Below are 26562 nucleotides of genomic sequence, written 5' to 3'. Positions count from 1 at the left end.
CGTCTTTCATACCGTTCGTACGGGCGGGCGAGACCAGGGCAAAGTCTACCGGCGTGCGCTCTCCTCCCGCGGGGGCTCCGTCCGAGCCCGGCGCGGAAGCATTCTCAGTGCATCACCCATGTCGGCGACTTCTGTGACTTTCATACCGGCCGGGACCTTCCCCGGGTCGCTCGGAACGAGGGCGTGGGTGAACCCCAGCCGGTGCGCTTCGGCCAATCTCCGCTGGACCCCGGTGACCCGCCGGACCTCCCCGGCGAGCCCCACCTCGCCGATCGCGACCAGGTTCTTCGGGAGCGGGGTGTCGATCGCCGCGCTGGCCAGCGCCAACGCGATGGCGAGGTCCGCGGCGGGCTCGGAGAGCTTCACCCCGCCGACCGTCGCGCTGTAGATGTCCCGCTTGCCGAGTGAACTGATCCGGCCACGCTGCTCCAGAACCGCGAGCATCATCGAGACCCGTGACGTCTCCAGCCCGGAGGTGGTCCGCCGGGGCGAGGGGATCTGCGAATCGACGGTCAGCGCCTGCACCTCGGCGACGAGCGGCCGTCGCCCCTCCAGCGTGACGGTCAGACAGGTGCCGGGCACGGGCTCGTCACGCCGGGTGAGGAAGAGCCCGGACGGATCAGTGAGCCCGGTGATGCCCTCGTCGTGCAGCTCGAAGCAGCCGACCTCGTCGGTTGCCCCGTAACGGTTCTTCACGCCCCGCACGAGCCGCAGACGGGCATGGCGGTCACCCTCGAACGACAGCACCACGTCCACGAGGTGTTCCAGCAGCCGGGGCCCCGCGATGGCGCCGTCCTTGGTGACATGGCCGACCAGCAGGGTCGACATGCCGCGCTCCTTGGACGCCCGGATGAGCGCCCCGGCCACCTCGCGGACCTGCGCCATGCCGCCGGGCGCGCCGTCGATCTCGGGGGAGGCGACGGTCTGTACGGAGTCGAGGACGAGCAGGGAGGGCTTGACGGCGTCCAGATGGCCGAGGACCGCGGAGAGATCGGTCTCGGCGGCCAGATAGAGGTGGTCGTTCAGGGCGTGGATGCGGTCGGCCCGCAGCCGGACCTGGCTCGCGGACTCCTCGGCGGTGACGTAGAGGGTGCGGTGGTCCTCGCTCGCCGCCTTGGCGGCCACGTCCAGGAGCAGTGTCGACTTGCCGACACCGGGCTCGCCGGCCAGCAGCACCACGGCGCCGGGCACGAGCCCGCCGCCGAGGACTCGGTCCAGCTCGGCGACCCCGGTCGAGCGCGCGGTGGCCGTACGGCTGTCGACCTGGCCGATCGGCACGGCGGCGGAACTGACCCGGCCGGCCGCCGTCGTCCGCACGGCGGGGGCGCCGCCGAACTCCTCGACCGTCCCCCACGCCTGGCACTCGAAGCAGCGGCCGAGCCATTTGGCGGTCGTCCAGCCGCACTCGGTGCAGCGGTAGGACGGTCGGTCCTTCGCGGATTTGGTACGGGCAGCCATGGCGCCACCGTATAGGTCCCCACTGACAGACCGGCCCGGCGTCCGGCGGGGAGCGGCCGGGAGGGCGGGGGCGGCCGGTAGGGCGGCGAGCGGACCGGCCGGTGCCGCCGTACCTCCGTACCGCTGTGCCGCTGTGCCTCCGGGTGGCCAGGTGGCCGCGTGGCCCGCCACCATGTGGCCGTGCCGCTGCTCGGCCGAACGAGCCTACGGCCGAACCGGGGATTCTCTGTCCCCTTTCGAGCGATACGTTCACCCGTAAGGGTTGAATGCGGCGAAGGCCCGCCAAACGTGTGCTGCGTTCTGCCTACGGTCGCGAGGTGACGAGCAGCAGACTGGAGACCCCCCGGCAGAACACCGGCACACACCGGACGCACGACCGCGCACCCCTCTCGTCGGTGAAGCGACCACCCACCCGTTACGAGCCCTATCTCGACGGCCTGTTCACCTACTGCCTCTCGGTGCTCTGCGACCACGAGACGGCCACCGACGCGCTCGGCGCCGTCCTCGCCGTCGCTCAGCGACAGAGCGGCCGATGTCCGGCCGACGAGCAGGAACGTAAAGCCTGGCTGTACGCGCTGGCGCGCTGGACCTGTCTGCGGACGCTCACCGAGCGCAGACCCGGTCACCCCCCGCACGGCCACCGGCCGAACCGCCGTACGCCCGGGGGCGCGCGCACCGGAGGCCGTACGCCCCCTGCCGCGACCGTGGACGGCCCGGAGACGGCGGCGGCCCTCGTACGAGCCCCCGGGTCCCCACACCCGCCCGCCACGAGCCCCGGCCACGGCCCCGTAACCAGCCCCGGCACCGGCACCGGTCCCAGCACCGCCCCCGCCACCGAGGCGCGCCGTCGCGAACTGGCCCGGCTGGCCTGGCCCGAAGCGGCCGGCACCACCCCCGAACAGCGCGAAGCACTCGAACTCGCCGTGCGCCACGGCCTCCCTCCGCACTCCGTCGCCGCCGTCCTCGGCCTCGAACCCCCCGCCGCCAGGGAACTCCTGGCCGCCGCCGCGTGCGAGGTCGAGCGCACCCGGGCCGCCCTGGCCGTGGTCGAGAGCGGCGCCTGCCCCACCGTCGCCCTTCTCGCGGGCGGCCACCGCATGCTGCTCTCCGCGGCCCTGCGCCGCGAACTCGTCCGGCACGTCGACGACTGCCCCCACTGCCGCCGCGCCGCCGAACGGGCGGGCGCCGCGGGCCCCTGGCCGGGGACCCCGGCAGGTCCGGCCGCCAGCCTGCCGCTCGTCGAGGCGCCCCGCCCCTCGGCGTACGTGGCGATGGCGCACGCCCTGCGGAACCGTTCCGCCACCCCCCGTTTCGCCCGCACCGGCTTTCCGCTGGCCGCCAGGGACCACGCGGCCCGCCGGACCCGGGTGCGCACCCGGGTCGTGACGACGACGGTGGTCGCGACGGTCGTCGCCGCCCCCGTGATCGCGCTGTGGGCGGCCTACCGTGGCGCACCGGTGACGGGCGAGGGCCATGGCGGCTCCTCGGTCGTCGCCACCGAACGCGTCGGCACCCCGGAGACCGACGGCGGCCCGCACGGGCGTGACGGAAACGGCGGCGGCCCCGGCCGGGACCACGACGACGGCCTCACCGGCCCGGCCTCGGCCTCCGACATCTCGGCCGAGGTGATCAGCGCGGGCGCGCCCCCGCAGGGCGCGGACGGACTCACGGTGGTGGCCCGGTCGTCCCGGGACCGTACGACGATCGTCCTCACCGCGTACGGGAGCGCTCCCGTCCTCTGGTCGGCATGGGCGGACGCGCCATGGCTGCGGCTCAGCCGTTCCTCGGGCACCCTCGCGATCGGGGAGAGCGTCCGGATCGGGGTGACGGTGGACCACCGGCACGAACCGAGGGGACCGTGGAGCGCCCGGGTCGGGATCGGCCCGTCCGGTGCGGTGGTGGCGATCCACGGGCGCGGCGTCATCGTGGACCCGTCGGCGCCCGGCGAACCCGAGGACCCGCCCGGCTCGGCCGGCCCGTCCCCGTCCGACCCCGGGCCACGGCCGTCCACCGGACCGTCCGACCCGCCCGGCCACCCCACGACGCCCCCGGAACCGGGCGGCTCCACGGACCCGGACCCGACCGGCCCCACGCCCCCCGACCCCACGACTCCGACTCCGACCCCGACCGCGGACCCCGGCACACCCACGGCGAATCCGGCCCCCCGGGAACAACCGGCCGGAGGCCGCCACCGACGCCGCTGACCGACCCCCACGAGCCCGACACGCCCCGGGAAAGCCCTGGTCCGACAGTCCCCGCACCGGGACCTCAGGCACGGGGGCGTCCCCGAGTCCGGACTTCAAGCATCGGGGCGTCCCCGCACCGGGACCTCAGGCACGGGGGCGTCCCCGCACCGGGACCTCAGGCACGGGGGCGTCCCCGCACCGGGACCTCAGGCACGGGGGCGTCCCCGCACCCGGACCTCAAGCATCGGGGCGTCCCCGCGCCGGACCTCAGGCACCCTGCCGGACGCCCCCGCGTTCCAGCGCTCCGCACCGGCCCCCGCGCCCGGACCTCAAGTGCGGGGGCACCCCGCGCCGGACCTCAGGCACCCGCCGGACGCCCCGCACCCCGGCACCCCCGCACTGGCCCCGCACCCCGACCTCAAGCACCGGGGCGTCCCCGCGCCGGACCTCAGGCAACCGGCCGGACGCCCCGCAACCCCCGCACCCCGAACCGAGCCCCGGCGCCCCGCGCCGGACCTCAGGCCCCTCGTACCGGATCGGCCGGGTGCGGTGCCATCGGCAGCAGCGACGACAGCCGCTCCTCGCACAGCTCGACCAGCCGGTCGTACGCCGGCGAGCCCATCAGCTCCGTCAGCTCGGGCCGGTACGTCACGTAGACCGGCTCCCCGGCCCCGTGCGCGGACGTCGCCGACGTGCACCACCAGTGGAGATCGTGTCCGCCCGCGCCCCAGCCCCTGCGGTCGTACTCACCGATCGACACCTGGAGCACCCGGGTGTCGTCGGGCCGGTCGATCCAGTCGTACGTACGGCGGACCGGCAGCTGCCAGCAGACGTCCGGCTTCGTCTCCAGCGGCTCCTTGCCCTCGCGCAGCGCCAGGATGTGCAGCGAGCAGCCCGCGCCCGCCGCGAACCCGGGCCGGTTCTGGAAGACGCACGAACCCTGCCAGCGGCGCGTCTTGCGGTCGCCGTCGTCGTCGACCTCGGCCCAGCCCGACCCCGTACCGACATCGTGGAACTGCCACAGTTCCGGTGTCAGCCGGGCCACGTGCTCCGCCACCCGCTTCTCGTCGTCCTCGTCCGAGAAGTGCGCCCCGAGCGTGCAGCAGCCGTCGTCCGCGCGCCCCGCCTCGATGCCCTGGCAGCCGCTGCCGAAGACACAGGTCCACCGGGAGGTCAGCCAGGTCAGGTCGCAGCGGAACACCTGCTCGTCGTCGGCCGGGTCCGGGAACTCCACCCAGGCCCGCGCGAAGTCCAGCCCCACCTCGTCGGCACCGCCCGGCCCGCCCGGCCCGCCCGGCACGACCGCCCCACCGACCGATCCGTCCGACCCGGACCTGTGCGTGCCCCGCCCGGACCGCTGCGTCTTCGCGTTCTCCGCGTTCCCCGCGTCCTTCGTCACGTTCATGGCCTTCGAGTTCTTCGCATTGTTCGTGGCTTTGCCCGGCTTCGCCTTTTTCGTCTTTGGCACAGGCCAAGAGTATGTCCGTGGTCGCAGTAGCGTTCCGGTATGAGACTCGGAGTCCTCGACGTCGGTTCGAACACGGTGCACCTGCTGGTGGTGGACGCGCACCCCGGTGCCCGCCCCCTGCCCGCCCACTCCCACAAGGCGGAGCTGCGGCTGGCCGAACTCCTCGACGCGGACGGCGCGATCGGCGCCGTCGGCATCGACCGACTGGTGTCGACCATCGCCGAAGCGCTCCAGGCCGCCGAGGACAAGGGCTGCGAGGACGTCCTGCCGTTCGCCACCTCAGCGGTACGGGAGGCGAGCAACGCCGATGAGGTGCTGACCCGGGTACGCACCGAGACGGGCATCGACCTCGCCGTCCTCAGCGGCGAGGAGGAGGCCCGGCTGACCTTCCTGGCCGCCCGCCGCTGGTTCGGCTGGTCGGCGGGGAAGCTGCTGGTCCTGGACATCGGCGGCGGTTCGCTGGAGATCGCGTACGGACTGGACGAGGAGCCCGACGCCGCGGTGTCCCTGCCGCTCGGCGCCGGACGGCTCACCGCGGGCTGGCTGCCGGGCGACCCGCCGGACCCGGCGGAGGTGAAGGCGCTGCGCCGACATGTCCGTACGAGCATCGCCCGTACCGTCGGCGACTTCTCCCGCCTCGGCAGCCCCGACCACGTGGTCGCCACCTCGAAGACCTTCAAGCAACTGGCCAGGATCGCGGGCGCCGCCCGCTCCACCGAGGGCCTGTACGTGCAGCGCTCACTGAGCCGCAAGGCCCTGGAGGAGTGGGTGCCGAGGCTGACGTCGATGACCGTCGCCGAGCGCGGCGGCCTCCCCGGCGTGACCGAGGGACGCGCCGCCCAGCTGCTCGCCGGGGCGCTGGTCGCCGAGGGCGCGATGGACCTCTTCGGCGTGGACGAGCTGGAGATCTGTCCGTGGGCGCTGCGCGAGGGCGTCATCCTCCGCCGCCTGGACCATCTGCCGCCCGGAGCCGCCCGCGTCGAGGGAACGCCCCCGCCGGACACGGCCCCGGCGTCCCGTGCGGGTCAGGCGGCCCTGCACTGATCACGGCCCCGGCGTCCCGTGCGGGTCAGGCGGCCCGCCCCGCACCGACCACGGCCCCGCACCGACCACGGCCCCGGACCGACCGAGCCCCCGCGCCGACGCCGGCCGCTCACCGTCCGTGGCCCCCGCTCTCCGGATCAGCCCCCGCTCTCCGGATCAGCCCCCGCTCTCCGGATCAGCCCCCGCGTCCCGGATCAGCCCCCGCTCTCCGGATCAGCCCCCCGGATCAGCCCCCGCTTCCCGAATCAGCCCCCCGGCCTCCACGGCCCTTCTCACTTTCCCGCCGTGGCCTCCGCGCCGCGCACCCCCGCCCCGTACCCTGTTCGCGTGGCAGAGCCCGTGCGCGTTCCGGATGCGAAGGTCGCCCTGTCGACGGCCTCCGTGTACCCGGAGTCGACGGCGACGGCCTTCGAGATCGCCGCGCGCCTGGGCTACGACGGCGTCGAGGTGATGGTCTGGACCGACCCGGTCAGCCAGGACATCGAGGCCCTGCGACGGCTCTCCGACTACCACCAGGTGCCGATCCTCGCCATCCACGCCCCCTGCCTGCTGATCACCCAGCGGGTCTGGTCCACCGACCCGTGGGTGAAGCTCCAGCGGGCCCGCGCCGCCGCCGAGAAGCTGGGCGCGTCGACCGTCGTCGTCCATCCGCCGTTCCGCTGGCAGCGGCAGTACGCCCGCGACTTCGTGTCCGGGATCTGGCGGATGGCGGACGAGACCGACGTACGGTTCGCCGTCGAGAACATGTACCCGTGGCGCTACCGGGACCGCGAAATGCTTGCGTACGCCCCCGACTGGGACGTCACGCACGACGACTACCGCCACTTCACCGTGGACCTCTCGCACACCGCGACCGCGCGTACCGACGGCATGGCGATGGTCGACCGGATGGGTGACCGGCTCGCCCACGTCCACCTCGCGGACGGCAAGGGCTCCAACAAGGACGAGCACCTGGTGCCCGGCCGCGGCGACCAGCCCTGCGCGGAGCTGCTGGGGCGGCTGGCCGGCAGCGGCTTCGACGGCCATGTCGTCATCGAGGTCAACACCCGCCGCGCGATGTCCACCGCGGAACGCGAGAGCGACCTCGCCGAAGCGCTCGCCTTCACCCGTCTCCATCTGACGTCCGCCCCGGCGCGACGCCCCCGCCCATGACCCGGGTGACCCCGCCCGATCCACCCACCCCCGTCCCGCCGTCCGTCCCGCGATCCGGACACCGTGTCCAGATCTTGGATTCGAGGCGTACGCTCGGAGGCAGTCTCCCCGCACCCGGTCCCGTACCGGATTCCGCCCAGGATTCCGCACCCGGGACAGCACGGGAGACAGCACCGGAGACAGTCCTTCCCGCACTAAGGAGCGAGCGACGATGCCCGAGCTGAGGTCCCGCACGGTCACCCACGGACGCAACATGGCGGGCGCACGCGCCCTTATGCGTGCGTCGGGCGTAGCGAGCGAGGACATCGGCAAGCCGATCATCGCGGTCGCCAACTCCTTCACCGAGTTCGTCCCGGGCCACACCCACCTCGCCCCGGTCGGCCGGATCGTCTCCGAAGCGATCAAGGCGGCGGGCGCCGTGCCCCGCGAGTTCAACACCATCGCGGTCGACGACGGCATCGCGATGGGCCACGGCGGGATGCTGTACTCCCTCCCCTCGCGCGACCTGATCGCCGACTCGGTCGAGTACATGGTCGAGGCCCACTGCGCGGACGCGCTGATCTGCATCTCCAACTGCGACAAGATCACGCCCGGCATGCTGATGGCCGCGATGCGCCTCAACATCCCGACAGTCTTCGTCTCCGGCGGCCCGATGGAGGCCGGCAAGGCGACCCTCGTGGACGGTACGGTCCGCAAGCTCGACCTGGTCAACGCGATCAGCGACGCGGTCGACGAGTCGGTCTCCGACGAGGACATCCTCCGGATCGAGGAGAACGCCTGCCCCACCTGCGGCAGCTGTTCCGGCATGTTCACCGCCAACTCGATGAACTGCCTGACCGAGGTCCTCGGACTCTCCCTCCCCGGCAACGGCTCGGTCCTCGCCACCCACACCGCCCGCAGGGCGCTGTACGAGAACGCGGGCCGGACGGTCGTCGAGATCACCGAGCGCTACTACGGGCAGGGCGACGAGACGGTCCTGCCGCGCGCCATCGGCACCCGCGCCGCCTTCGACAACGCCATGGCCCTCGACATCGCCATGGGCGGCTCGACGAACACGATCCTGCACCTGCTCGCCGCCGCGCAGGAGGCCGAGCTGGACTACGACCTCGACGACATCAACGAGGTCTCGCGCCGCGTCCCCTGCCTGTCGAAGGTCGCGCCCAACGTGGCCCCGGGCGGCACGTACTACATGGAGGACGTGCACCGCGCGGGCGGCATCCCCGCCCTTCTCGGCGAGCTGTACCGCGCGGGCCTGCTCGACGAGGACGTGCACGCGGTCCACTCCGACACCCTCGCCGACTGGCTGAAGACCTGGGACGTGCGCGGCGGCTCGCCGTCCCCGGAGGCCGTCGAGCTGTGGCACGCGGCGCCCGGCTGCGTCCGCTCCGCGACCGCCTTCTCCCAGTCCGAGCGCTGGGACACCCTCGACCTGGACGCGGAGGGCGGCTGCATCCGCGACCTGGCGCACGCCTACTCCAAGGACGGCGGCCTCGCGGTCCTGAAGGGCAACCTCGCCGAGGACGGCTGTGTCGTGAAGACGGCCGGGGTCGACGAGTCGATCTGGACCTTCGAGGGCCCGGCGGTCGTCTGCGAATCGCAGGAGGAGGCCGTCGACAAGATCCTCCGCAAGGAGATCAAGGAGGGTGACGTCGTCGTCATCCGTTACGAGGGCCCGCGCGGCGGCCCCGGCATGCAGGAGATGCTGTACCCCACGTCGTTCCTGAAGGGCCGCGGCCTCGGCAAGAGCTGCGCCCTGGTCACCGACGGCCGCTTCTCCGGCGGCACCTCGGGTCTGTCCATCGGCCACGCCTCCCCGGAGGCGGCGTCCGGCGGCGCGATCGCGCTCGTCGAGGACGGGGACAGGATCAGGATCGACATCCCGAACCGCTCGATCGAACTCCTCGTCGGCGACGGCGAACTGGCCACCCGCCGCGCCGCGCTGAACGGTGTGTACGCGCCGAAGGCCCGCGAGCGCAAGGTCTCCGCGGCCCTGCGCGCGTACGCGGCGATGGCGACGAGCGCCGACCGGGGCGCCGTGCGCGACGTCTCCAGGATCGGCTGACCCGACCCGCGTCACCGCACGCCATGACGCCGCCCCGGTCCTGCCCGGGGCGGCGTTGCGCATGTCCCCCCGCCCGCACGCATCACACACCGTGTTCGACCCGATGCGCTAAGCTCCATGCCCGTCATGCTTTGCTCATGATTGGGGGAATATGCGCACATCAGTACGTCGTCCAGCAGTTCTGGCCGCCACCCTGGCCGCACTGACGACCCTGGCGGCGATCCCGGCAACGGCCACGACCGCCGCCACCACCACCATCGACACAGCGACGGTCACCACGACAGCACCCACTCCGTCCGCCACCACCCGCACCACCCCGGCCGACCCCGTCCCGACGAGGGGCCTCTCGGTCACCACCACCCCGGCCGCCCTGTGCGGCCCCGGCTACACCGAGATCGACTCGCACCCCTTCCGCAACTCCTCGACCGAACTGGCCCGCGTCCACCTCCTCTACAACGCCCGCACCCGGACCAACTGCGTGGTCACCCAGCACGCCCCCGCCACCGCCGGCTTCTCACTGCCCACCGGCGCCTGGCTAAACGTGCGGGGCGACGGCAAGGGGCAGGTGAAGGACCAGAAGGACTACGCGTCCTACGCGGGCCCCGTACGCCTGGCCGCGGCCGGCCGGTGTGTGCGATGGGGCGGCATGATCGAGGCGGGTGTCGGTACGTACACGTACACGAGCCCGTGGGAACACTGCGGCTGAACCCCGCACCGGCGCCGCTCCACAGCGCCGCCCGCCGCTGCCCCCGCCGCCCGGACCGGTTGCGGGGGCAGCGCGCGAAGCCGCCACGGGCATCCCGGGGATAATCGACTCCGTGAGCGAGAACAGCGAAGCCCCCGACAACGGCGGCACCCCGCCCGGCCCCCGCCCCGAACCCCTGCGCTTCTTCGGCACGACCTGGGTCGACCACGACGGCGGATACGTCCTCCGCCGCATCGGAGCCGCCGTCGGCTCGCTCGTCGCCGCGGCAGCCTCCTGCTTCGTCCTCCGCTTCGCCTTCGAGGGCCTTCAGATCGCCGACGTCGGCGGCTTCGTCGGTGTCCTGGTCATCGTGGTGTTCGCCGGCGCCAGTGCCATCGCCTTCCGCAAGACCTGGGAGGGGTTCGGCCGCCGCCCCGCCGACCCGGGCCGCGAGGAGTCGCTGCGCGGCCTCAAGACGATCGGCTTCATCGGCTCGCTGCTCGCGTACTTCTGCCGCTCGCTCGTCGAGGCCCCGGGCGAAAAGCTGCGACGCACGGAGTACGAGTCGGCCGTCGCCCAGTACGAGAAGCGCCGCTCGACCCGCACCGGAAACCCCGCGAGCCGCAAGGCCGCCAAGCGCAGGAAGCGCGGCTGACCCCGGAAACCTCGCGCCCACCCACCGATCCACCTGCCCGCCCTTCCCCGGCCGACCGGTGCGCGGACGACGGCCCCCGAAATCCGCGAGAAGTACGAGTATCGAGAGAATGCTGAACACGCGAGACAGCGCACCCGGCTCGCTCGCGACGCAGCGCACCGAGCCCCGCCCCGGAGGATGAACCGCATGACCCAGACAGTCGCAGTCCTCGGCACAGGAAAGATCGGCGAGGCCCTGCTCAGCGGAATGATCCGAGCCGGCTGGCGCCCCACCGACCTGCTGGTCACCACCCGCCGCACCGAGCGCGCCGACGAACTCCTCACCCGCTACGGCGTCGAATCCGTCGACAACGCCGAGGCGGCCGAGCGCGCCGACATCCTCATCCTCGCGGTCAAGCCGCAGGACATGGGCAGGCTCCTCGACGAACTCGCCCCGCACGTCACCGCCGACCGCCTCATCATCAGCGCCGCCGCCGGCATCACGACCGCCTTCATCGAGGACCGCCTCACCGCGGACACCCCGGTCGTACGGGTCATGCCGAACACCCCCGTCCTCGTGGACGAGGGCATGTCCGTCATCTCCGCGGGCAGCCACGCCACCACCGAGCACCTGGTGCACGCCGAGAACATCTTCGGCGGCGTCGGCAAGACCCTCCGCGTCCCCGAGTCACAGCAGGACGCGGCGACCGCGCTCTCCGGTTCCGGGCCCGCGTACTTCTACTTCCTCGTCGAGGCGATGACCGACGCGGGCATCCTCCTCGGCCTGCCCCGCGCCCAGGCCCACGACCTCATCGTCCAGGCCGCCGTCGGCGCGTCCGTGATGCTCCGCGACAGCGGCGAACACCCGGTCAAGCTCCGCGAGGCGGTCACCAGCCCGGCCGGCACGACCATCAGCGCCATCCGCGAACTGGAGAACCACGGCGTACGGGCCGCACTCATCGCCGCCCTCGAAGCCGCCCGCGACCGCAGCCGCGAACTGGCCTCGGGCAACGGCTGACCCCGACCCGGCCCCGTCACCCCACGGCCGCGCTCAGCTCCGCGCTCGTCACCACCTCCGCGAACCCACCGCCGTGCAGCGACACGGCGGTGGGCTCGTGCCACCAGCCCGTCCGCGCCCAGCTCCCACCCCACGGCCCGGCCCCGTCGAACGTGTACGTCGCGTCGAGCGCGAAGAACACCCCGTACCCGAGGTCCCCACCCGTTCGCGCCGTCGTCTCCGCGCACATGCCGGCCCGGCCCGGCCCCCACGATCCCGGCCTCGCACAGCCAGACATCGAGATCGGGCGTCCCGTAGAAGGCCGAATTCACGGCCTTCGTCAGTAACAGCTCCGCCCCGCCACCCTTGCGTCGACCTCTGCCTCCACCTCGTCCGTACGTTCCACGGTGCGGAGGCCGCGGCGACGATCGCCCGCTCGATGGTGACGGCCCCGTTCCGCACGGGCACCCAGGCCCAGTTCGTCGAGCACCCCACGCCAAGCCGACCGGGACGCGGACACCCTGGCGGAAATCCGGGCGCACGCGTTGGCCCGACCGGCGGAACCTCACACGATCGCCGGGCCGGCCGCCCGAGCGGGCATGTCCCCCCGCACCGTCGCCCGCCGGCTCCAGGCCACCACCGGCACGACGCCCATCGCCGGCTGATCACCCGGTCAACCCCGGGGTTGACACCCTCCCCCTGGGTCCGTAGTGTGCTCCGAGTTGTCCGACGTGAGCGCCGACCCCGGTCGGTCCCCGGACAGCCATTCCGCAGTGACCACATCAAGCGAACGACGTCAGTCGTGCGGCTTTCTGTGCGCCTATGCGAAATGAGGAATCCGCGTTCGAAGGAACGCGGCCCCGATTGGCTTCGGGGCCGAGGAATCCGCTAAAGTCTCACTCGTCGGAACGGCTCAACGGCCGGGAAGACGAGGCCCGCTGACTGGGAATCAGGCCCGAAAGGATCTGATAGAGTCGGAACCGCTGGAAAGGGAAACGCGAAAGCGAGGAGCTGGAAAGCAGCCCGGCCGGCCGGGAATCGGACGCGAAAGAGTCTGATAGAGTCGGAAACGCAAGACCGGAAGGAAGCGCCCGGAGGAAAGCCTGAGAGGGTGAGTACGAAGGAAGCGTCCGTTCCTTGAGAACTCAACAGCGTGCCAAAAGTCAACGCCAGATATGTTGATACCCCGGCCTGTTTCGGCAGGTTGGTGGTTCCTTTGAAAGTCCTGTTCACCGGTCCTTGTGGCTGGGGGCAGGCAATGACACAGCGAGGACGCTGTGGATGACCGGTCTTATTCCGACCGGTTGTTCCGCTCTCGTGATGTGTGTCCCGATTACGGGAAAACATTCACGGAGAGTTTGATCCTGGCTCAGGACGAACGCTGGCGGCGTGCTTAACACATGCAAGTCGAACGATGAAGCCTTTCGGGGTGGATTAGTGGCGAACGGGTGAGTAACACGTGGGCAATCTGCCCTGCACTCTGGGACAAGCCCTGGAAACGGGGTCTAATACCGGATAATACTCTGTCCCGCATGGGATGGGGTTGAAAGCTCCGGCGGTGCAGGATGAGCCCGCGGCCTATCAGCTTGTTGGTGGGGTGATGGCCTACCAAGGCGACGACGGGTAGCCGGCCTGAGAGGGCGACCGGCCACACTGGGACTGAGACACGGCCCAGACTCCTACGGGAGGCAGCAGTGGGGAATATTGCACAATGGGCGAAAGCCTGATGCAGCGACGCCGCGTGAGGGATGACGGCCTTCGGGTTGTAAACCTCTTTCAGCAGGGAAGAAGCGCAAGTGACGGTACCTGCAGAAGAAGCGCCGGCTAACTACGTGCCAGCAGCCGCGGTAATACGTAGGGCGCAAGCGTTGTCCGGAATTATTGGGCGTAAAGAGCTCGTAGGCGGCTTGTCACGTCGGTTGTGAAAGCCCGGGGCTTAACCCCGGGTCTGCAGTCGATACGGGCAGGCTAGAGTGTGGTAGGGGAGATCGGAATTCCTGGTGTAGCGGTGAAATGCGCAGATATCAGGAGGAACACCGGTGGCGAAGGCGGATCTCTGGGCCATTACTGACGCTGAGGAGCGAAAGCGTGGGGAGCGAACAGGATTAGATACCCTGGTAGTCCACGCCGTAAACGTTGGGAACTAGGTGTTGGCGACATTCCACGTCGTCGGTGCCGCAGCTAACGCATTAAGTTCCCCGCCTGGGGAGTACGGCCGCAAGGCTAAAACTCAAAGGAATTGACGGGGGCCCGCACAAGCAGCGGAGCATGTGGCTTAATTCGACGCAACGCGAAGAACCTTACCAAGGCTTGACATACACCGGAAAGCATCAGAGATGGTGCCCCCCTTGTGGTCGGTGTACAGGTGGTGCATGGCTGTCGTCAGCTCGTGTCGTGAGATGTTGGGTTAAGTCCCGCAACGAGCGCAACCCTTGTCCTGTGTTGCCAGCATGCCCTTCGGGGTGATGGGGACTCACAGGAGACCGCCGGGGTCAACTCGGAGGAAGGTGGGGACGACGTCAAGTCATCATGCCCCTTATGTCTTGGGCTGCACACGTGCTACAATGGCCGGTACAATGAGCTGCGATGTCGTGAGGCGGAGCGAATCTCAAAAAGCCGGTCTCAGTTCGGATTGGGGTCTGCAACTCGACCCCATGAAGTCGGAGTTGCTAGTAATCGCAGATCAGCATTGCTGCGGTGAATACGTTCCCGGGCCTTGTACACACCGCCCGTCACGTCACGAAAGTCGGTAACACCCGAAGCCGGTGGCCCAACCCCCTTGTGGGGAGGGAGCTGTCGAAGGTGGGACTGGCGATTGGGACGAAGTCGTAACAAGGTAGCCGTACCGGAAGGTGCGGCTGGATCACCTCCTTTCTAAGGAGCATCTAGACCCTGCGAGGGGTCCAGAGCCACTACGTCGGCATCTGTCCGGCGGTGGTCAGCTCATGGGTGGAACGTTGACTATTCGGTCTGGTTGGGTCTTGTTCATTAGTACTGCTTCGGCGTGGAACATGAAAAAGGTTTGACCGGTCCGGGCACGCTGTTGGGTGTCTGAAGGTACGGCCGTATGGTCGCCTTCGGTTGCCGGCCCCAGTGCACTCACCTTTCGGGGTGGGGTGATGGGTGGCTGGTCGTTGTTTGAGAACTGCACAGTGGACGCGAGCATCTGTGGCCAAGTTTTTAAGGGCGCACGGTGGATGCCTTGGCACCAGGAACCGATGAAGGACGTGGGAGGCCACGATAGGCCCCGGGGAGCTGTCAACCAAGCTTTGATCCGGGGGTGTCCGAATGGGGAAACCCGGCAGTCGTCATGGGCTGTCACCCGCTGCTGAACACATAGGCAGTGTGGAGGGAACGAGGGGAAGTGAAACATCTCAGTACCCTCAGGAAGAGAAAACAACCGTGATTCCGGGAGTAGTGGCGAGCGAAACTGGATGAGGCCAAACCGTATGTGTGTGATACCCGGCAGGGGTTGCGCATGCGGGGTTGTGGGAGTTCTCTTGATCAATCTGCCGATTGGTCGGCAAGTCAGAAACCGTTGGTGTAGGCGAAGGACATGCGAAAGGTCCGGCGTAGAGGGTAAGACCCCCGTAGCTGAAACATCAACGGCTTGCTTGAGAATTTCCCAAGTAGCACGGGGCCCGAGAAATCCCGTGTGAATCTGGCGGGACCACCCGCTAAGCCTAAATATTCCCTGGTGACCGATAGCGGATAGTACCGTGAGGGAATGGTGAAAAGTACCGCGGGAGCGGAGTGAAATAGTACCTGAAACCGTGTGCCTACAAGCCGTGGGAGCGTCGCGCATCGAGCTTGCTCGGTGCGTCGTGACTGCGTGCCTTTTGAAGAATGAGCCTGCGAGTTTGCGGTGTGTTGCGAGGTTAACCCGTGTGGGGAAGCCGTAGCGAAAGCGAGTCCTAATAGGGCGTTTTAGTAGCGCGCTCAAGACCCGAAGCGGAGTGATCTAGCCATGGGCAGGTTGAAGCGGAGGTAAGACTTCGTGGAGGACCGAACCCACCAGGGTTGAAAACCTGGGGGATGACCTGTGGTTAGGGGTGAAAGGCCAATCAAACTCCGTGATAGCTGGTTCTCCCCGAAATGCATTTAGGTGCAGCGTCGTGTGTTTCTTGCCGGAGGTAGAGCACTGGATAGGCGATGGGCCCTACCGGGTTACTGACCTTAGCCAAACTCCGAATGCCGGTAAGTGAGAGCGCGGCAGTGAGACTGTGGGGGATAAGCTCCATGGTCGAGAGGGAAACAGCCCAGAGCATCGACTAAGGCCCCTAAGCGTACGCTAAGTGGGAAAGGATGTGGAGTCGCAGAGACAACCAGGAGGTTGGCTTAGAAGCAGCCATCCTTGAAAGAGTGCGTAATAGCTCACTGGTCAAGTGATTCCGCGCCGACAATGTAGCGGGGCTCAAGCGTACCGCCGAAGTCGTGTCATTTCAGCATGTACTCCTAACGGGGGCTGGGATGGGTAGGGGAGCGTCGTGTGCCGGGTGAAGCAGCCGCGGAAGCGAGTTGTGGACGGTTCACGAGTGAGAATGCAGGCATGAGTAGCGATACACACGTGAGAAACGTGTGCGCCGATTGACTAAGGGTTCCTGGGTCAAGCTGATCTGCCCAGGGTAAGTCGGGACCTAAGGCGAGGCCGACAGGCGTAGTCGATGGACAACCGGTTGATATTCCGGTACCCGCTTTGAAACGCCCAGTACTGAATCAGGCGATGCTAAGTCCGTGAAGCCGGCCTGATCTCTTCGGAGTTGAGGGTAGTGGTGGAGCCGACGATCCAGACTTGTATTAGGTAAGCGATGGGGTGACGCAGGAAGGTAGTCCAGCCCGGGCGGTGGTTGTCCCGGGGTAAGGGTGTAGCCCGTTGTGCAGGTAAATCCGTGCAACATGGAGGGTGAGACCTGATGCCGAGCCGATTGTGGTGAAGTGGATGATCCTATGCTGTCGAGAAAAGCCTCTAGCGAGTTTCATGGCGGCCCGTACCCTAAACCGACTCAGGTAGTCAGGTAGAGAATACCGAGGCGTTCGGGTGAACTATGGTTAAGGAACTCGGCAAAATGCCCCCGTAACTTCGGGAGAAGGGGGGCCATTTCTGGTGATTGGGCTTTGCTCCATGAGCTGGGGGTGGCCGCAGAGACCAGCGAGAAGCGACTGTTTACTAAAAACACAGGTCCGTGCGAAGCCGTAAGGCGATGTATACGGACTGACGCCTGCCCGGTGCTGGAACGTTAAGGGGACCGGTTAGTGCGCTTTTGGGTGTGCGAAGCTGAGAACTTAAGCGCCAGTAAACGGCGGTGGTAACTATAACCATCCTAAGGTAGCGAAATTCCTTGTCGGGTAAGTTCCGACCTGCACGAATGGCGTAACGACTTCTCGACTGTCTCAACCATAGGCCCGGTGAAATTGCACTACGAGTAAAGATGCTCGTTTCGCGCAGCAGGACGGAAAGACCCCGGGACCTTTACTATAGTTTGATATTGGTGTTCGGTTCGGCTTGTGTAGGATAGGTGGGAGACTGTGATGTGGCCACGCCAGTGGTTGCGGAGTCGTCGTTGAAATACCACTCTGGTCGTGCTGGATGTCTAACCTGGGTCCGTGATCCGGATCAGGGACAGTGTCTGATGGGTAGTTTAACTGGGGCGGTTGCCTCCTAAAGAGTAACGGAGGCGCCCAAAGGTTCCCTCAGCCTGGTTGGTAATCAGGTGTTGAGTGTAAGTGCACAAGGGAGCTTGACTGTGAGACCGACGGGTCGAGCAGGGACGAAAGTCGGGACTAGTGATCCGGCGGTGGCTTGTGGAAGCGCCGTCGCTCAACGGATAAAAGGTACCCCGGGGATAACAGGCTGATCTTCCCCAAGAGTCCATATCGACGGGATGGTTTGGCACCTCGATGTCGGCTCGTCGCATCCTGGGGCTGGAGTCGGTCCCAAGGGTTGGGCTGTTCGCCCATTAAAGCGGTACGCGAGCTGGGTTTAGAACGTCGTGAGACAGTTCGGTCCCTATCCGCTGTGCGCGTAGGAATATTGAGAAGGGCTGTCCCTAGTACGAGAGGACCGGGACGGACGAACCTCTGGTGTGCCAGTTGTCCTGCCAAGGGCATGGCTGGTTGGCTACGTTCGGAAAGGATAACCGCTGAAAGCATCTAAGCGGGAAGCCTGCTTCGAGATGAGTATTCCCACCTCCTTTGAGGGGTTAAGGCTCCCAGTAGACGACTGGGTTGATAGGCCAGATGTGGAAGCCTGGTAACGGGTGGAGCTGACTGGTACTAATAGGCCGAGGGCTTGTCCTCAGTTGCTCGCGTCCACTGTGTTGGTTCTGAAATAATGAACGGCTGTGTTGTTGTCCGGTTGGTTCACATTTTCATAGTGTTTCGGTGGTCATTGCGTTAGGGAAACGCCCGGTTACATTCCGAACCCGGAAGCTAAGCCTTTCAGCGCCGATGGTACTGCAGGGGGGACCCTGTGGGAGAGTAGGTCGCCGCCGAACTATTTGTGACGGGAAAGCCCCGTGTCCTTGTGGCACGGGGCTTTTCTGCGTTCCGAACCTTTAGGGTCGACCCATGCGCTACGAACTGGTCATCTTCGACAATGACGGTGTGCTCGTCGACAGCGAGCCGCTCTCCAACACCATCCTCTCCACCTACCTGACGGAGCTGGGACACCCGACCACGTACGAGGAATCGCTCCGTGACTTCATGGGGGCCGCCGTGCACCGGGTGCACGACCTCGTACAGGAGCGGACCGGGCAGAAGCTGCCCATGGACTTCGACGAGATGCTGCACGCGCGGATCTTCGCCGCGTTCCAGCAGGGACTTGAGCCGGTGGACGGGGTCGCCGATGTGCTCGGGAAGCTCGTCGCCGAGGGCGTGCCGTACTGCGTCGCCTCCTCCGGCAGCCATGAGCGGATCAGGGTCGGACACCTCAAGACCGGCCTCGACCAGTGGTTCGAGGACGAGTGGATCTTCAGCGCGGAGGACGTCGGGCGCGGCAAGCCGGCCCCCGACCTCTTCCTGTACGCCGCCGAGCGGATGGGTGTCGCACCCGAGCGCTGTGTGGTGATCGAGGACAGCCCCCTCGGAGTGGAGGCCGCCAGGGCCGCGGGGATGGACGTGTACGGATTCACGTCGATGATGCCCGCGGACCGGCTGACCGGGGTGACCGCGTACTTCTCCGACATGACGCAGCTGCCGGAATTGCTTGCCTGATCCATCTACCCACGGGTAGGCCGGGGCTCTACGCTGAGCGGCCATGACAGACGCACGCGTGCGGCACGGCAGAACCTCCCTGGTGTTCAGCTTCTTCGTGCAGGGAGTGACCTTCGCTCTGCTCGTGACACGTATCCCGGCCGTCCAGGACCGGTACGGGATATCCGACGGGCTGCTGCCCGTCTTCCTCGCCGCCGTGCCGATCCTGGCCGGTGTGGGCAGTGTGGTCACCGAGAAGGTGGTCGCGCGGGTGCGGCCCCGTGTCGTGCTGAGGTGGGCGCAGCCCGTCGTGCTGCTCGCGTTGCTCGCCACCGGGGCCGGGCACGGGCTGTGGGCCGTCGCGCTCGCGCTCGGTTCCTTCGGGCTCGCGGTCGGGGCGCTCGACGCGTCGATGAACATGATGGGCGTCAGCCTGCAACGGGCGTACGGGCGCAGCATCATGCTGGGTTTCCACGCCGCGTACAGCCTGGGCGGGATCGCCGGGGCGTCGATGGCGTGGGCGGGGGCGCACTGGGATCTGTCGCTGTTGGCCTCTTACCTTCCGGTGGTCGTCCTGCTGCTGCCCGCCGCGCTGATCGGGAGTCGTTGGTACGCCGAGGGCGTGGAGGCGGTGGAGGGACCGGGGACGGCGGCGGCGGTGCAGGGGGCCGGGGTCTCGTTCCGGGTGCTGCTGCCGCTGTGTCTGGTGATGAGCTTCGCGTACATCGGGGACTCGACGGTCTCCAACTGGAGCGCGAAGTACCTCCAGGACGTGCTGGGGAGTTCGGAGCAGCTGTCGACGGTCCCGTACAACGTCTACATGGTGACCACGCTGCTGGGGCGTGCCGTGGGGGACTTCGGGGTGCGGCGGTTCGGGGCCGTGGCCGTCGTGCGGTGCGGGAGTGTCGTGGCGGCCGGCGGGTTCGCGGTGGTGGCGCTGGCGTCCGGGGCGTGGATCGGGATGGCAGGGTTCACGATGCTGGGGTTCGGGCTCTGTGTGATCGTGCCGCAGACGTTCGCGGCGGCGGGGCGGATGTTCCCCGGGGCGAGTGACACGGCTGTCGCCCGGCTCAACGTCTTCAACTACGTGGGCTTCCTGGTGGGGTCGCCGCTTGTCGGGGCGCTCGGGGACGCGTGGAGCTATCGGGGGGCGATGCTGGTGCCGATGGTGCTGGTGCTCGCGACGCTGGTGTACGCCCGCTCGTTCGCCCCGGATACCGACCGGTACGGTGGCGGGCATGAGCGGGCGCGCACAGCTGATGTGGGATGACGCGGTAACGGGATACGACTTCGGGGACAGCCATCCCATGGACCCGGTCAGGCTGGCCCTGACGATGGGGCTGGTGCGGGCGTTCGGGCTGGACGGGGCGGTCGACGTGGTGGCGGCCAGGCCCGCGGGGGAGTCCACCCTGCGGCTGGTGCACCGTGAGGACTATGTGGCGGCCGTGCGGGCGGCGTCCGCGGACCCGAAGGCGGCCGATCAGGCGTACGGGCTCGGCACGGTCGACGATCCGGCGTTCGCCGGGATGCACGAGGTGTCCGCGCTGATCGCCGGGCAGTCGGTGGGGGCCGCCGAGGCCGTGTGGCGCGGTGACACCGCGCACGCCGTGAACTTCACCGGGGGGCTGCACCACGCGATGCCCGGCGCCGCGTCCGGGTTCTGCGTCTACAACGATCCGGCGCTGGCCATCGCCCGGCTGCTGGAGCTGGGCGCGGAGCGGGTCGCGTACGTCGACGTGGACGTGCATCACGGGGACGGGGTGCAGGCGGCGTTCTGGGAGGACCCCAGGGTGCTGACGGTGTCGCTGCACGAGCATCCACGGACGCTGTTCCCGCAGACCGGCTGGCCGGAGGAGACGGGGGCCGGGGACGGTGCGGGCGGGGCGGTGAACCTGGCGCTGCCGGCCGGTACCGGTGACGCGGGGTGGCTGCGGGCGTTCCACGCGGTGGTCCCCGAGCTGCTGGCGGACTTCCGGCCGCAGGTGCTGGTGACGCAGCACGGCGCCGATACGCACTTCGAGGACCCGCTGGCCCATCTGGCGGTGTCGCTGGACGCGCAGCGGGCGGTGATGGCCTCCTGCCACGAGCTGGCCCACACGTACGCGGACGGTGGGCGCTGGGTGGCGCTCGGCGGGGGCGGTTACGCGGTCGTCGACGTGGTGCCGAGGTCCTGGACGCATCTCGTGGGGATCGCCGCGCACGCCCCGGTCGATCCGGAGTCGGTGATCCCGTCGTCGTGGCGGGACGAGGTGTACGCCAGGACACGGCAGTTGGGTCCGGGCCGGATGACCGACGGGCGTACCCCGAGCTGGCGGTCGTGGGACGAGGGGTACGACCCCGCCGACCGGCTGGACCAGGCGGTGATCGCGACCAGGCGGGCGGCGTTCCCGCTGCGCGGGCTGCTGATGTGATCCGACGGGGTGCCGGTGGTGTGCGCGGGTGTTCCGGTTACGCCAACGGTGGTCGGAATCCGTCTTTCCGCTCCCGGCCGTCCCGGGTGCGTCACCATCGGCAGGGTGTTGAGTACCGGAGCGCTGCGCGCGCATCTGCTGGCGGCCCGGCTGGCCGGACCCGTCGCCACCCTGCGGGAGGAGAGCCTGCGGAGCTATCGTCTGTTCGCGGCCAGGGACCCGAGGGTGACGCTCGGGCTCGCCTCCGCCCGGTGCTGGGAGGAGCGCGACCTGCTGCGTCTGATGGCCGACCGGTGCGGGGTGTCGGACGATCCCGGGCACACGGCGGGGCCCGATGTCATCGACCCCGAACGGACGTTGGCGGCCCTGGACGCGTTCGCCGTACGGCTGTCCGCCGCCGCGTACCACCGGGTGCCCGTGCTGTTCGGGACCGGTCATCCGCATCGGCTGCTGGGCTTCTACGCCGGACTGGCGGACGCCATGTCGGCGGCGGGGTGTCGTGTACTCACCCCCGCGCGGGGGAGAAGTGTCGACATGACGACCCGGTTCGGCGTACGTACGTACAACCTCGACCACGTACGGGGAGTCGCGCTGGTGCGCGAACCCGGCGCGCGAGTTCCGGGCAGTGGCACCGGCGCGCACACGCATTCACCACTCCCGGTTCGTGTCGCCCTGGAGGGGATCGCGGAGGCCGGGGACCCGCTGCCCGAGTTGGTGATCGGCGATCACGGATGGGTCTGCGGGGCAGGTCAACTGGGCATCGAGGCCATCGGCCTGGCGGACACGGACGACCCCGCGCTGTTCGTCGGGGAGGCCGAGGGGCGGGTGTCGGTGGTGGTTCCGCTTGATGACGGCGTGCGCTCCGATTACTACCGACCACTCACGCGCTATGTGCTCAATCGGGCGTTTCTGTCCCGGTAACGGGCCGGGGACCCCCTCCTCTTCCCCACTCGTATCACCCGCCCCTAGTCTGGTGAGTGAGCGCACAACGACGAAGAGTCACCGGAGGGGAAGCCGGTGTGCGTCGGGTGCGGAAGGTACAGGTGGGTCATGGCTGCTGGCAGCGAGAGGCCTCTCAACGAGGTCAAGTTTCTGACCGTGGCGGAAGTCGCCTCGGTCATGCGAGTGTCGAAGATGACCGTGTACCGCTTGGTGCACAGCGGTCATCTGCCGGCGATCCGGGTGGGCAGGTCCTTCCGGGTTCCGGAGCAAGCGGTTCACGAGTATCTCCGCGAGTCCTTTGTGGGGGTGGAGTCGGCCTGACGTTTCCCCTCGGATTACGTCCCTCACCCGGTGGCGGGTAGGCTAGGCCGACGTAGGTCGTGTGGGCCCAGACGCCCCGCACCAGTGAAGAAGAAGTGAGCGAGGGTAGTCGTGGGCTCTGTCATTAAGAAGCGGCGCAAGCGGATGGCCAAGAAGAAGCACCGCAAGCTGCTCAAGCGCACGCGTATTCAGCGTCGCAACAAGAAGTAAGCGAGCGCAGTCCGTGCAACCGCAGCCCTCCCGCCGTCACGGCGGGAGGGCTGCGGCACGTTCACCGGGTGGTGGTCCGGGGCCCCGCGGGGCCGCCGCCGGCCGGTGGGCGGCGCACGGTCGGCGAAACGGCGTGACGGGGCGGGTGCGGTGTCCGCTCCACCCGCTACGGTGACGGACAGGGGAAAACCCTCTTCCGGGGGGAGAACACCCGCCGCGGGAGACCGACGGAAGGCGCGGATCTTGGGCAAGGTCGTGCTCGTCACAGGAGCGGCCCGGCAGCTCGGCGATCGCTTCGTCCGGCGCGTCCTGCGCGATCCGGAGGTGGACCGGGTGATCGCCGTCGACGCGGTCGCGCCCGAGCAGCCGCCGGCGGGCGCCCACTTCGTACAGGCGGACATCCGGCAGCCCGCCATCGCGCGGGTCCTCGCCGAGCACGCCGTGGACACGGTGGTCCATCTGAACGTCACCGGCATGGCGTTCGGCACCGGCGGCCGGGCGACGGTCAAGGAGACCAACGTCATCGGCACCATGCAGCTCCTCGGCGCCTGCCAGAAGTCGCCGACCGTACGGCGGCTCGTCGTGAAGTCCAGTACGAGCGTGTACGGCTCCGCGCCCCGCGACCCCGCGGTCCTCACCGAGGCCACCGCGCCCAAGTCCCTGTCCAGCGGGGGTTTCGCCAAGGACGCGGTGGAGGTCGAGGGATACGTACGGGGCTTCGCCCGCCGCAGACCGGACGTCGCCGTCTGTGTGCTGCGCTTCGCGAACATCCTCGGACCGGACGCGGAGACCCCGCTCGCCGACTACCTGTCGTTGCCGGTCCTGCCGACCGTCTTCGGGTACGACCCCAGACTCCAGTTCGTCCACGAGGACGATGTCATCGACGTGCTGGCGATCGCCTCGCGCGAACCCCGCCGCGGCACCCTCAACAGCGGCACGTTCAACATCGCGGGCGACGGCGTGCTGTTGCTCTCGCAGTGCTCGCGACGGCTGGGGCGGCCGACCGTGCCGGTGCCGCTGCCCGCCGTGACCTGGATCGGCCAGGCGCTGCGCACGGTCGGTATGACGGACTTCTCCCCGGAACAGATCCGGCTGCTCACCCATGGCAGGGTGGTCTCCACCGTCGAGATGCGCGAGACCCTGGGCTTCCACCCCGCGTTCACCACCGCGGAGACCTTCGGGGACTTCGCGCGCAGCCGGGGGCCGGGGCTGCTGCCGCCGGAGCGGACGGGCGCGGCCGTGGACCGGCTGGCCGCGGCGTCGTTCGCGTCCCGCCCCCGCCCCCGCCCCCGCCCCGGCGGCACGGCAGGGACCACCCGTACAGCGCCAGGCAGAGGAGCGCACCGACGATGACGGATGCCAAGGTCATTCCGTTCGACGACGACCGTTCACGGTCGGGCACCCCGCGCTCGGCGCGCCGCCGTTCGGGTCCGGGCGAGGTCGGTACGGCGCCCGTCAGCGCGCTCCCGGGGCGCCCGGACGCGACGGAGGGCCCGGAGGGCACCTCGGCGGGCGCGGAGGCACCGGAGGCGGCGGGGGGCGGCGACGGCGTCTGGGAGCGGCGGATCGCGGGCGGGCTGGCGTTCCTGCGGCGCAGGGTGACCGGTGAGTACGACGTCGACGAGTTCGGGTACGACAAGGAACTCACCGACCAGGTCCTGATGTCGTTGCTGCGGCCGTTGTACGAGAAGTACTTCAGGGTCGAGGTGAAGGGCATCGAGAACATCCCGTCCGAAGGCGGGGCGCTGATCGTGGCCAACCACTCCGGGACGTTGCCGCTGGACGGGCTGATGCTCCAGGTCGCCGTCCACGACCATCACCCGGCGGACCGGTATCTGCGGCTGCTGGCCGCCGATCTGGTCTTCATGCTGCCGGTCGTCAACGAGCTGGCCCGCAAGGCGGGTCACACGCTGGCCTGCGCGGAGGACGCGGAGCGTCTGTTGCAGCGCGGCGAGCTGGTCGGGGTGATGCCGGAGGGGTTCAAGGGCATCGGCAAGCCGTTCGGCGAGCGGTACAAGCTCCAGCGGTTCGGCCGGGGCGGTTTCGTCTCGACGGCGCTGCGTGCGGGGGTGCCGATCGTGCCGTGCTCGATCGTGGGCGCGGAGGAGATCTATCCGATGATCGGGAACGCCAGGACGCTGGCGCGGGTGCTGGGGATTCCGTACTTCCCGATCACGCCGACGTTTCCGCTGCTGGGGCCGCTGGGCGCGGTGCCGTTGCCGACGAAGTGGACGATCCAGTTCGGTGAGCCGATCCCGACGGACGGGTACGCGGCGGAGGCGGCCGAGGACCCGATGCTGATGTTCAATCTGACCGATCAGGTGCGGGAGCAGATCCAGCACACGCTGTACCGGCTGCTGGTGCAGCGCAGGTCGGTGTTCTTCTGACGCGGGCAGCTTCTGGGGCCCGGTCCCCTCGCGCGTGGACGGCGGGGACGCACAGGTGGGGCGCACTCGTAAATCGAGTGCGCCCCACCTGCGTACGGCTGTGGCTTGAGCTGTGTGTACGGCTGTCTGCGGCCTGAGCCGTGTATGGCTACGGCTTGACGTCCTCGCCGTTGATGCCCAGGCCCGGGAGCAGGCCGGGGAGCAGCGGGGGCAGCGTGACGTCCGGGGTGGGCGGAGTGGTGGGGCGGCCGTCGGGGGCCGACGGGGCGGTGTTGTCCGATTCCGGTGGGTCCAGGAGGTTGCCACCGGTACGGCCGCCGAGCAGGCCGCCGTCGGTGGTGGCGCCGCTGCCCGAGGGGTGCGGGGTGGTGGCGTCGGGGCCGCCCTTGCGGTCCTGCGAGGTGTCGGGGGCCGAAGGGGTCGTGCGGTCCTCGGCGCCGCCGGTGACGTCGCGGGAGGAGCCGGACGGCTGGTGCCGGTCGGGGGCGCCCGGGGGGCGCGGCAGCAGGGCCTGGAGTGGTTCGACCTCTTCGTCCATGGCGTCGAAGACGGAGTTGACCTTGTCGCCGACATCGGTGAGCTGGACGGGCAGCCGGTCGCGGAGGCTGCTCCAGCTCTTGCGGTGGGAGCGGGTGAAGGAGTCCAGGGTCCGGATCGGGCCGATGCCGCCGTCCCGCTCGTAGGCGGAGTGCAGCAGCCGGTGGCCCTCGCTGGCGTCGTGCATCATGCCGTTGAGCGCGCGCCTGATCTCGCCGAGTGCTTCGTGGTCCATCTCTCCCGCGCGGCCCCGCTCCATCAGTCGTCGGGCCTCGCTGAGCCGGGTCGACGCCTGGTCGAGGTAGACCTCGCCGCGGTCGGCGTCCCCGTTGGCCAGACCGAGGTGGATGTCCTCCATGCCGCGCTTCAGCCCGTACAGCGAATCACCGGGCAGGGCGTCGGAGCTGGCAGCGGCCACTCCGCCGAAAGCGCCCGCGGCCACACCGACCGTGAGACCGCCGGCGGCGAGCCCCTTCGACCAGCGGGAGCGGGGGCGCAGCTTTCCCAGCGGGGACGCCCGGTGGGCGCCTTTGCTCCGCTGTTCGGGCACCGTAGGGCCCGTGGACGCGCCGCCCTCGGCGAACATGGTCTCCATGGCCGCGACGAGCTGGGCTCGCTGCACCACTTTGACCTCGGTATCCATCTCCGGCCTCGGCAGCTCACCGAGGCCGTTCGCCAGGGCCAACAGCGGTCCTCGGTCGGCCGCTTCGGCCGGTTCCTCGGGCTGTACGGCCGCCGCACCCTGGGGCTGCTGCTCCTCCAGGGCCTGGGCGAAGGCGTTCGCCCGCCGGTTCGCCGATACGTTTGCGATCACTGGCGGCACCTCCTCTCGTCATGACGGTCGACTCCCCTGGCGGTCCGGAAGGTTGCACACCCTG

17 protein-coding genes, 3 rRNA genes and 3 pseudogenes are annotated in these 26562 nt (G+C 69.0%); 19 read left to right on the top strand and 4 right to left on the bottom strand.

Annotation, left to right across the window (positions count from 1 at the left end):
* Positions 1-45: 45 nt before the first annotated feature.
* The gene (gene radA, locus PZB75_RS12535; protein ID WP_275535382.1) at positions 46-1458 is read right to left on the bottom strand and encodes a DNA repair protein RadA; all 1413 of its coding nucleotides are present in this window, start codon (positions 1456-1458) and stop codon (positions 46-48) included.
* A gap of 317 nt (positions 1459-1775) precedes the next feature.
* Between radA and PZB75_RS12530 the strand changes: the two genes are divergently transcribed.
* Positions 1776-3662, top strand: coding sequence for a hypothetical protein (locus PZB75_RS12530; protein WP_343286229.1), 1887 nt, complete (start codon positions 1776-1778; stop codon positions 3660-3662).
* Between the two features lie 499 nt (positions 3663-4161).
* Here the strand turns inward: PZB75_RS12530 and PZB75_RS12525 are convergent, their stop codons facing one another.
* Complete coding sequence (locus PZB75_RS12525; RefSeq protein ID WP_275535380.1) at positions 4162-5112, bottom strand: hypothetical protein; 951 nt, start codon at positions 5110-5112, stop codon at positions 4162-4164.
* 39 nt (positions 5113-5151) lie between these two features.
* On the opposite strand from PZB75_RS12525, the gene PZB75_RS12520 reads away from it, so the two are divergent.
* The 6 genes and pseudogenes from PZB75_RS12520 to proC form a co-directional block, all read left to right on the top strand.
* Complete coding sequence (locus PZB75_RS12520) at positions 5152-6156, top strand: Ppx/GppA phosphatase family protein (protein WP_275535379.1); 1005 nt, start codon at positions 5152-5154, stop codon at positions 6154-6156.
* A gap of 327 nt (positions 6157-6483) precedes the next feature.
* Positions 6484-7308, top strand: a complete 825-nt coding sequence (locus PZB75_RS12515) for a sugar phosphate isomerase/epimerase (protein ID WP_275535378.1) — start codon at positions 6484-6486, stop codon at positions 7306-7308.
* 211 nt (positions 7309-7519) lie between these two features.
* The gene (gene ilvD / locus PZB75_RS12510) at positions 7520-9370 is read left to right on the top strand and encodes a dihydroxy-acid dehydratase (protein WP_275535377.1); all 1851 of its coding nucleotides are present in this window, start codon (positions 7520-7522) and stop codon (positions 9368-9370) included.
* Positions 9371-9521: 151 nt separating this feature from the next.
* On the top strand, positions 9522-10076 hold the full coding sequence (locus PZB75_RS12505) for a hypothetical protein (protein ID WP_275535376.1): 555 nt from the start codon (positions 9522-9524) through the stop codon (positions 10074-10076).
* 112 nt (positions 10077-10188) lie between these two features.
* Positions 10189-10710 carry a hypothetical protein gene (locus PZB75_RS12500; RefSeq protein WP_275535375.1) on the top strand — a complete coding sequence of 174 codons (522 nt, stop codon included), beginning with the start codon at positions 10189-10191 and terminating at the stop codon, positions 10708-10710.
* 159 nt (positions 10711-10869) lie between these two features.
* Positions 10870-11706 (top strand): annotated as a pseudogene (gene proC, locus PZB75_RS12495) (pyrroline-5-carboxylate reductase); the annotation flags it as partial.
* 16 nt (positions 11707-11722) lie between these two features.
* On the opposite strand, the pseudogene PZB75_RS12490 reads toward proC, so the two are convergent.
* A pseudogene (locus PZB75_RS12490) lies at positions 11723-12059 on the bottom strand (cysteine hydrolase); the annotation flags it as partial.
* Here PZB75_RS12490 and PZB75_RS12485 point away from each other — a divergent pair.
* The 12 genes and pseudogenes from PZB75_RS12485 to PZB75_RS12430 all read left to right on the top strand — a co-directional run.
* Positions 12056-12338, top strand: a pseudogene (locus tag PZB75_RS12485) (AraC family transcriptional regulator); the annotation flags it as partial. The pseudogenes PZB75_RS12490 and PZB75_RS12485 sit on opposite strands and share 4 nt — an antisense overlap.
* Positions 12339-13031: 693 nt before the next feature.
* Positions 13032-14559: ribosomal RNA gene (locus tag PZB75_RS12480) — 16S ribosomal RNA — on the top strand.
* 296 nt (positions 14560-14855) lie between these two features.
* Positions 14856-17982: ribosomal RNA gene (locus PZB75_RS12475) — 23S ribosomal RNA — on the top strand.
* Between the two features lie 80 nt (positions 17983-18062).
* Positions 18063-18179, top strand: a 5S ribosomal RNA gene (rrf, locus tag PZB75_RS12470).
* Together the 16S, 23S and 5S rRNA genes form the textbook arrangement of a ribosomal RNA operon.
* A gap of 73 nt (positions 18180-18252) precedes the next feature.
* The gene (locus PZB75_RS12465; protein WP_275535374.1) at positions 18253-18897 is read left to right on the top strand and encodes an HAD family hydrolase; all 645 of its coding nucleotides are present in this window, start codon (positions 18253-18255) and stop codon (positions 18895-18897) included.
* Between the two features lie 43 nt (positions 18898-18940).
* On the top strand, positions 18941-20146 hold the full coding sequence (locus PZB75_RS12460) for an MFS transporter (protein ID WP_275535373.1): 1206 nt from the start codon (positions 18941-18943) through the stop codon (positions 20144-20146).
* On the top strand, positions 20115-21287 hold the full coding sequence (locus PZB75_RS12455; RefSeq protein ID WP_275535372.1) for an acetoin utilization protein AcuC: 1173 nt from the start codon (positions 20115-20117) through the stop codon (positions 21285-21287). The genes PZB75_RS12460 and PZB75_RS12455 overlap by 32 nt, the downstream gene beginning before the upstream one ends.
* A 105-nt stretch (positions 21288-21392) precedes the next feature.
* Positions 21393-22208 (top strand): phosphatase, encoded by an 816-nt coding sequence (locus PZB75_RS12450; RefSeq protein ID WP_275535371.1) that lies wholly within the window; start codon positions 21393-21395, stop codon positions 22206-22208.
* 129 nt (positions 22209-22337) lie between these two features.
* Complete coding sequence (locus tag PZB75_RS12445) at positions 22338-22550, top strand: helix-turn-helix domain-containing protein (protein WP_014046653.1); 213 nt, start codon at positions 22338-22340, stop codon at positions 22548-22550.
* A 111-nt stretch (positions 22551-22661) separates the two neighbouring features.
* Positions 22662-22760 carry an AURKAIP1/COX24 domain-containing protein gene (locus PZB75_RS12440; RefSeq protein WP_182446382.1) on the top strand — a complete coding sequence of 33 codons (99 nt, stop codon included), beginning with the start codon at positions 22662-22664 and terminating at the stop codon, positions 22758-22760.
* Positions 22761-23003: 243 nt separating this feature from the next.
* A complete protein-coding gene (locus PZB75_RS12435; protein ID WP_275535370.1) occupies positions 23004-24113 on the top strand; it encodes an NAD-dependent epimerase/dehydratase family protein in 1110 nt (369 codons plus the stop codon).
* Positions 24110-25147, top strand: a complete 1038-nt coding sequence (locus PZB75_RS12430) for a lysophospholipid acyltransferase family protein (protein ID WP_275535369.1) — start codon at positions 24110-24112, stop codon at positions 25145-25147. Before PZB75_RS12435 ends, PZB75_RS12430 begins: the two co-directional genes overlap by 4 nt.
* Before the next feature lie 148 nt (positions 25148-25295).
* On the opposite strand, the gene PZB75_RS12425 is transcribed toward PZB75_RS12430, so the two are convergent.
* Positions 25296-26498 (bottom strand): DUF5667 domain-containing protein, encoded by a 1203-nt coding sequence (locus PZB75_RS12425; protein ID WP_275535368.1) that lies wholly within the window; start codon positions 26496-26498, stop codon positions 25296-25298.
* Positions 26499-26562 lie beyond the last annotated feature (64 nt).

It is taken from the genome of Streptomyces sp. AM 4-1-1, assembly GCF_029167625.1.
Lineage (GTDB): Bacteria > Actinomycetota > Actinomycetes > Streptomycetales > Streptomycetaceae > Streptomyces.
Note: the sequence above shows the minus strand (reverse complement) of the source record. Positions and strands in the feature narration are given on the sequence as shown.

Excerpts from the sequence above, each read along its gene's own strand:
- radA (WP_275535382.1), bottom strand. The coding sequence starts at position 1,458 with ATGGCTGCCCGTACCAAATCCGCGAAGGACCGACCGTCCTACCGCTGC.
- PZB75_RS12460 (WP_275535373.1), top strand. The coding sequence starts at position 18,941 with ATGACAGACGCACGCGTGCGGCACGGCAGAACCTCCCTGGTGTTCAGC.
- PZB75_RS12520 (WP_275535379.1), top strand. The coding sequence starts at position 5,152 with ATGAGACTCGGAGTCCTCGACGTCGGTTCGAACACGGTGCACCTGCTG.
- PZB75_RS12455 (WP_275535372.1), top strand. The coding sequence starts at position 20,115 with ATGAGCGGGCGCGCACAGCTGATGTGGGATGACGCGGTAACGGGATAC.
- ilvD (WP_275535377.1), top strand. The coding sequence starts at position 7,520 with ATGCCCGAGCTGAGGTCCCGCACGGTCACCCACGGACGCAACATGGCG.
- PZB75_RS12445 (WP_014046653.1), top strand. The coding sequence starts at position 22,338 with ATGGCTGCTGGCAGCGAGAGGCCTCTCAACGAGGTCAAGTTTCTGACC.
- PZB75_RS12505 (WP_275535376.1), top strand. The coding sequence starts at position 9,522 with ATGCGCACATCAGTACGTCGTCCAGCAGTTCTGGCCGCCACCCTGGCC.
- PZB75_RS12465 (WP_275535374.1), top strand. The coding sequence starts at position 18,253 with ATGCGCTACGAACTGGTCATCTTCGACAATGACGGTGTGCTCGTCGAC.
- PZB75_RS12430 (WP_275535369.1), top strand. The coding sequence starts at position 24,110 with ATGACGGATGCCAAGGTCATTCCGTTCGACGACGACCGTTCACGGTCG.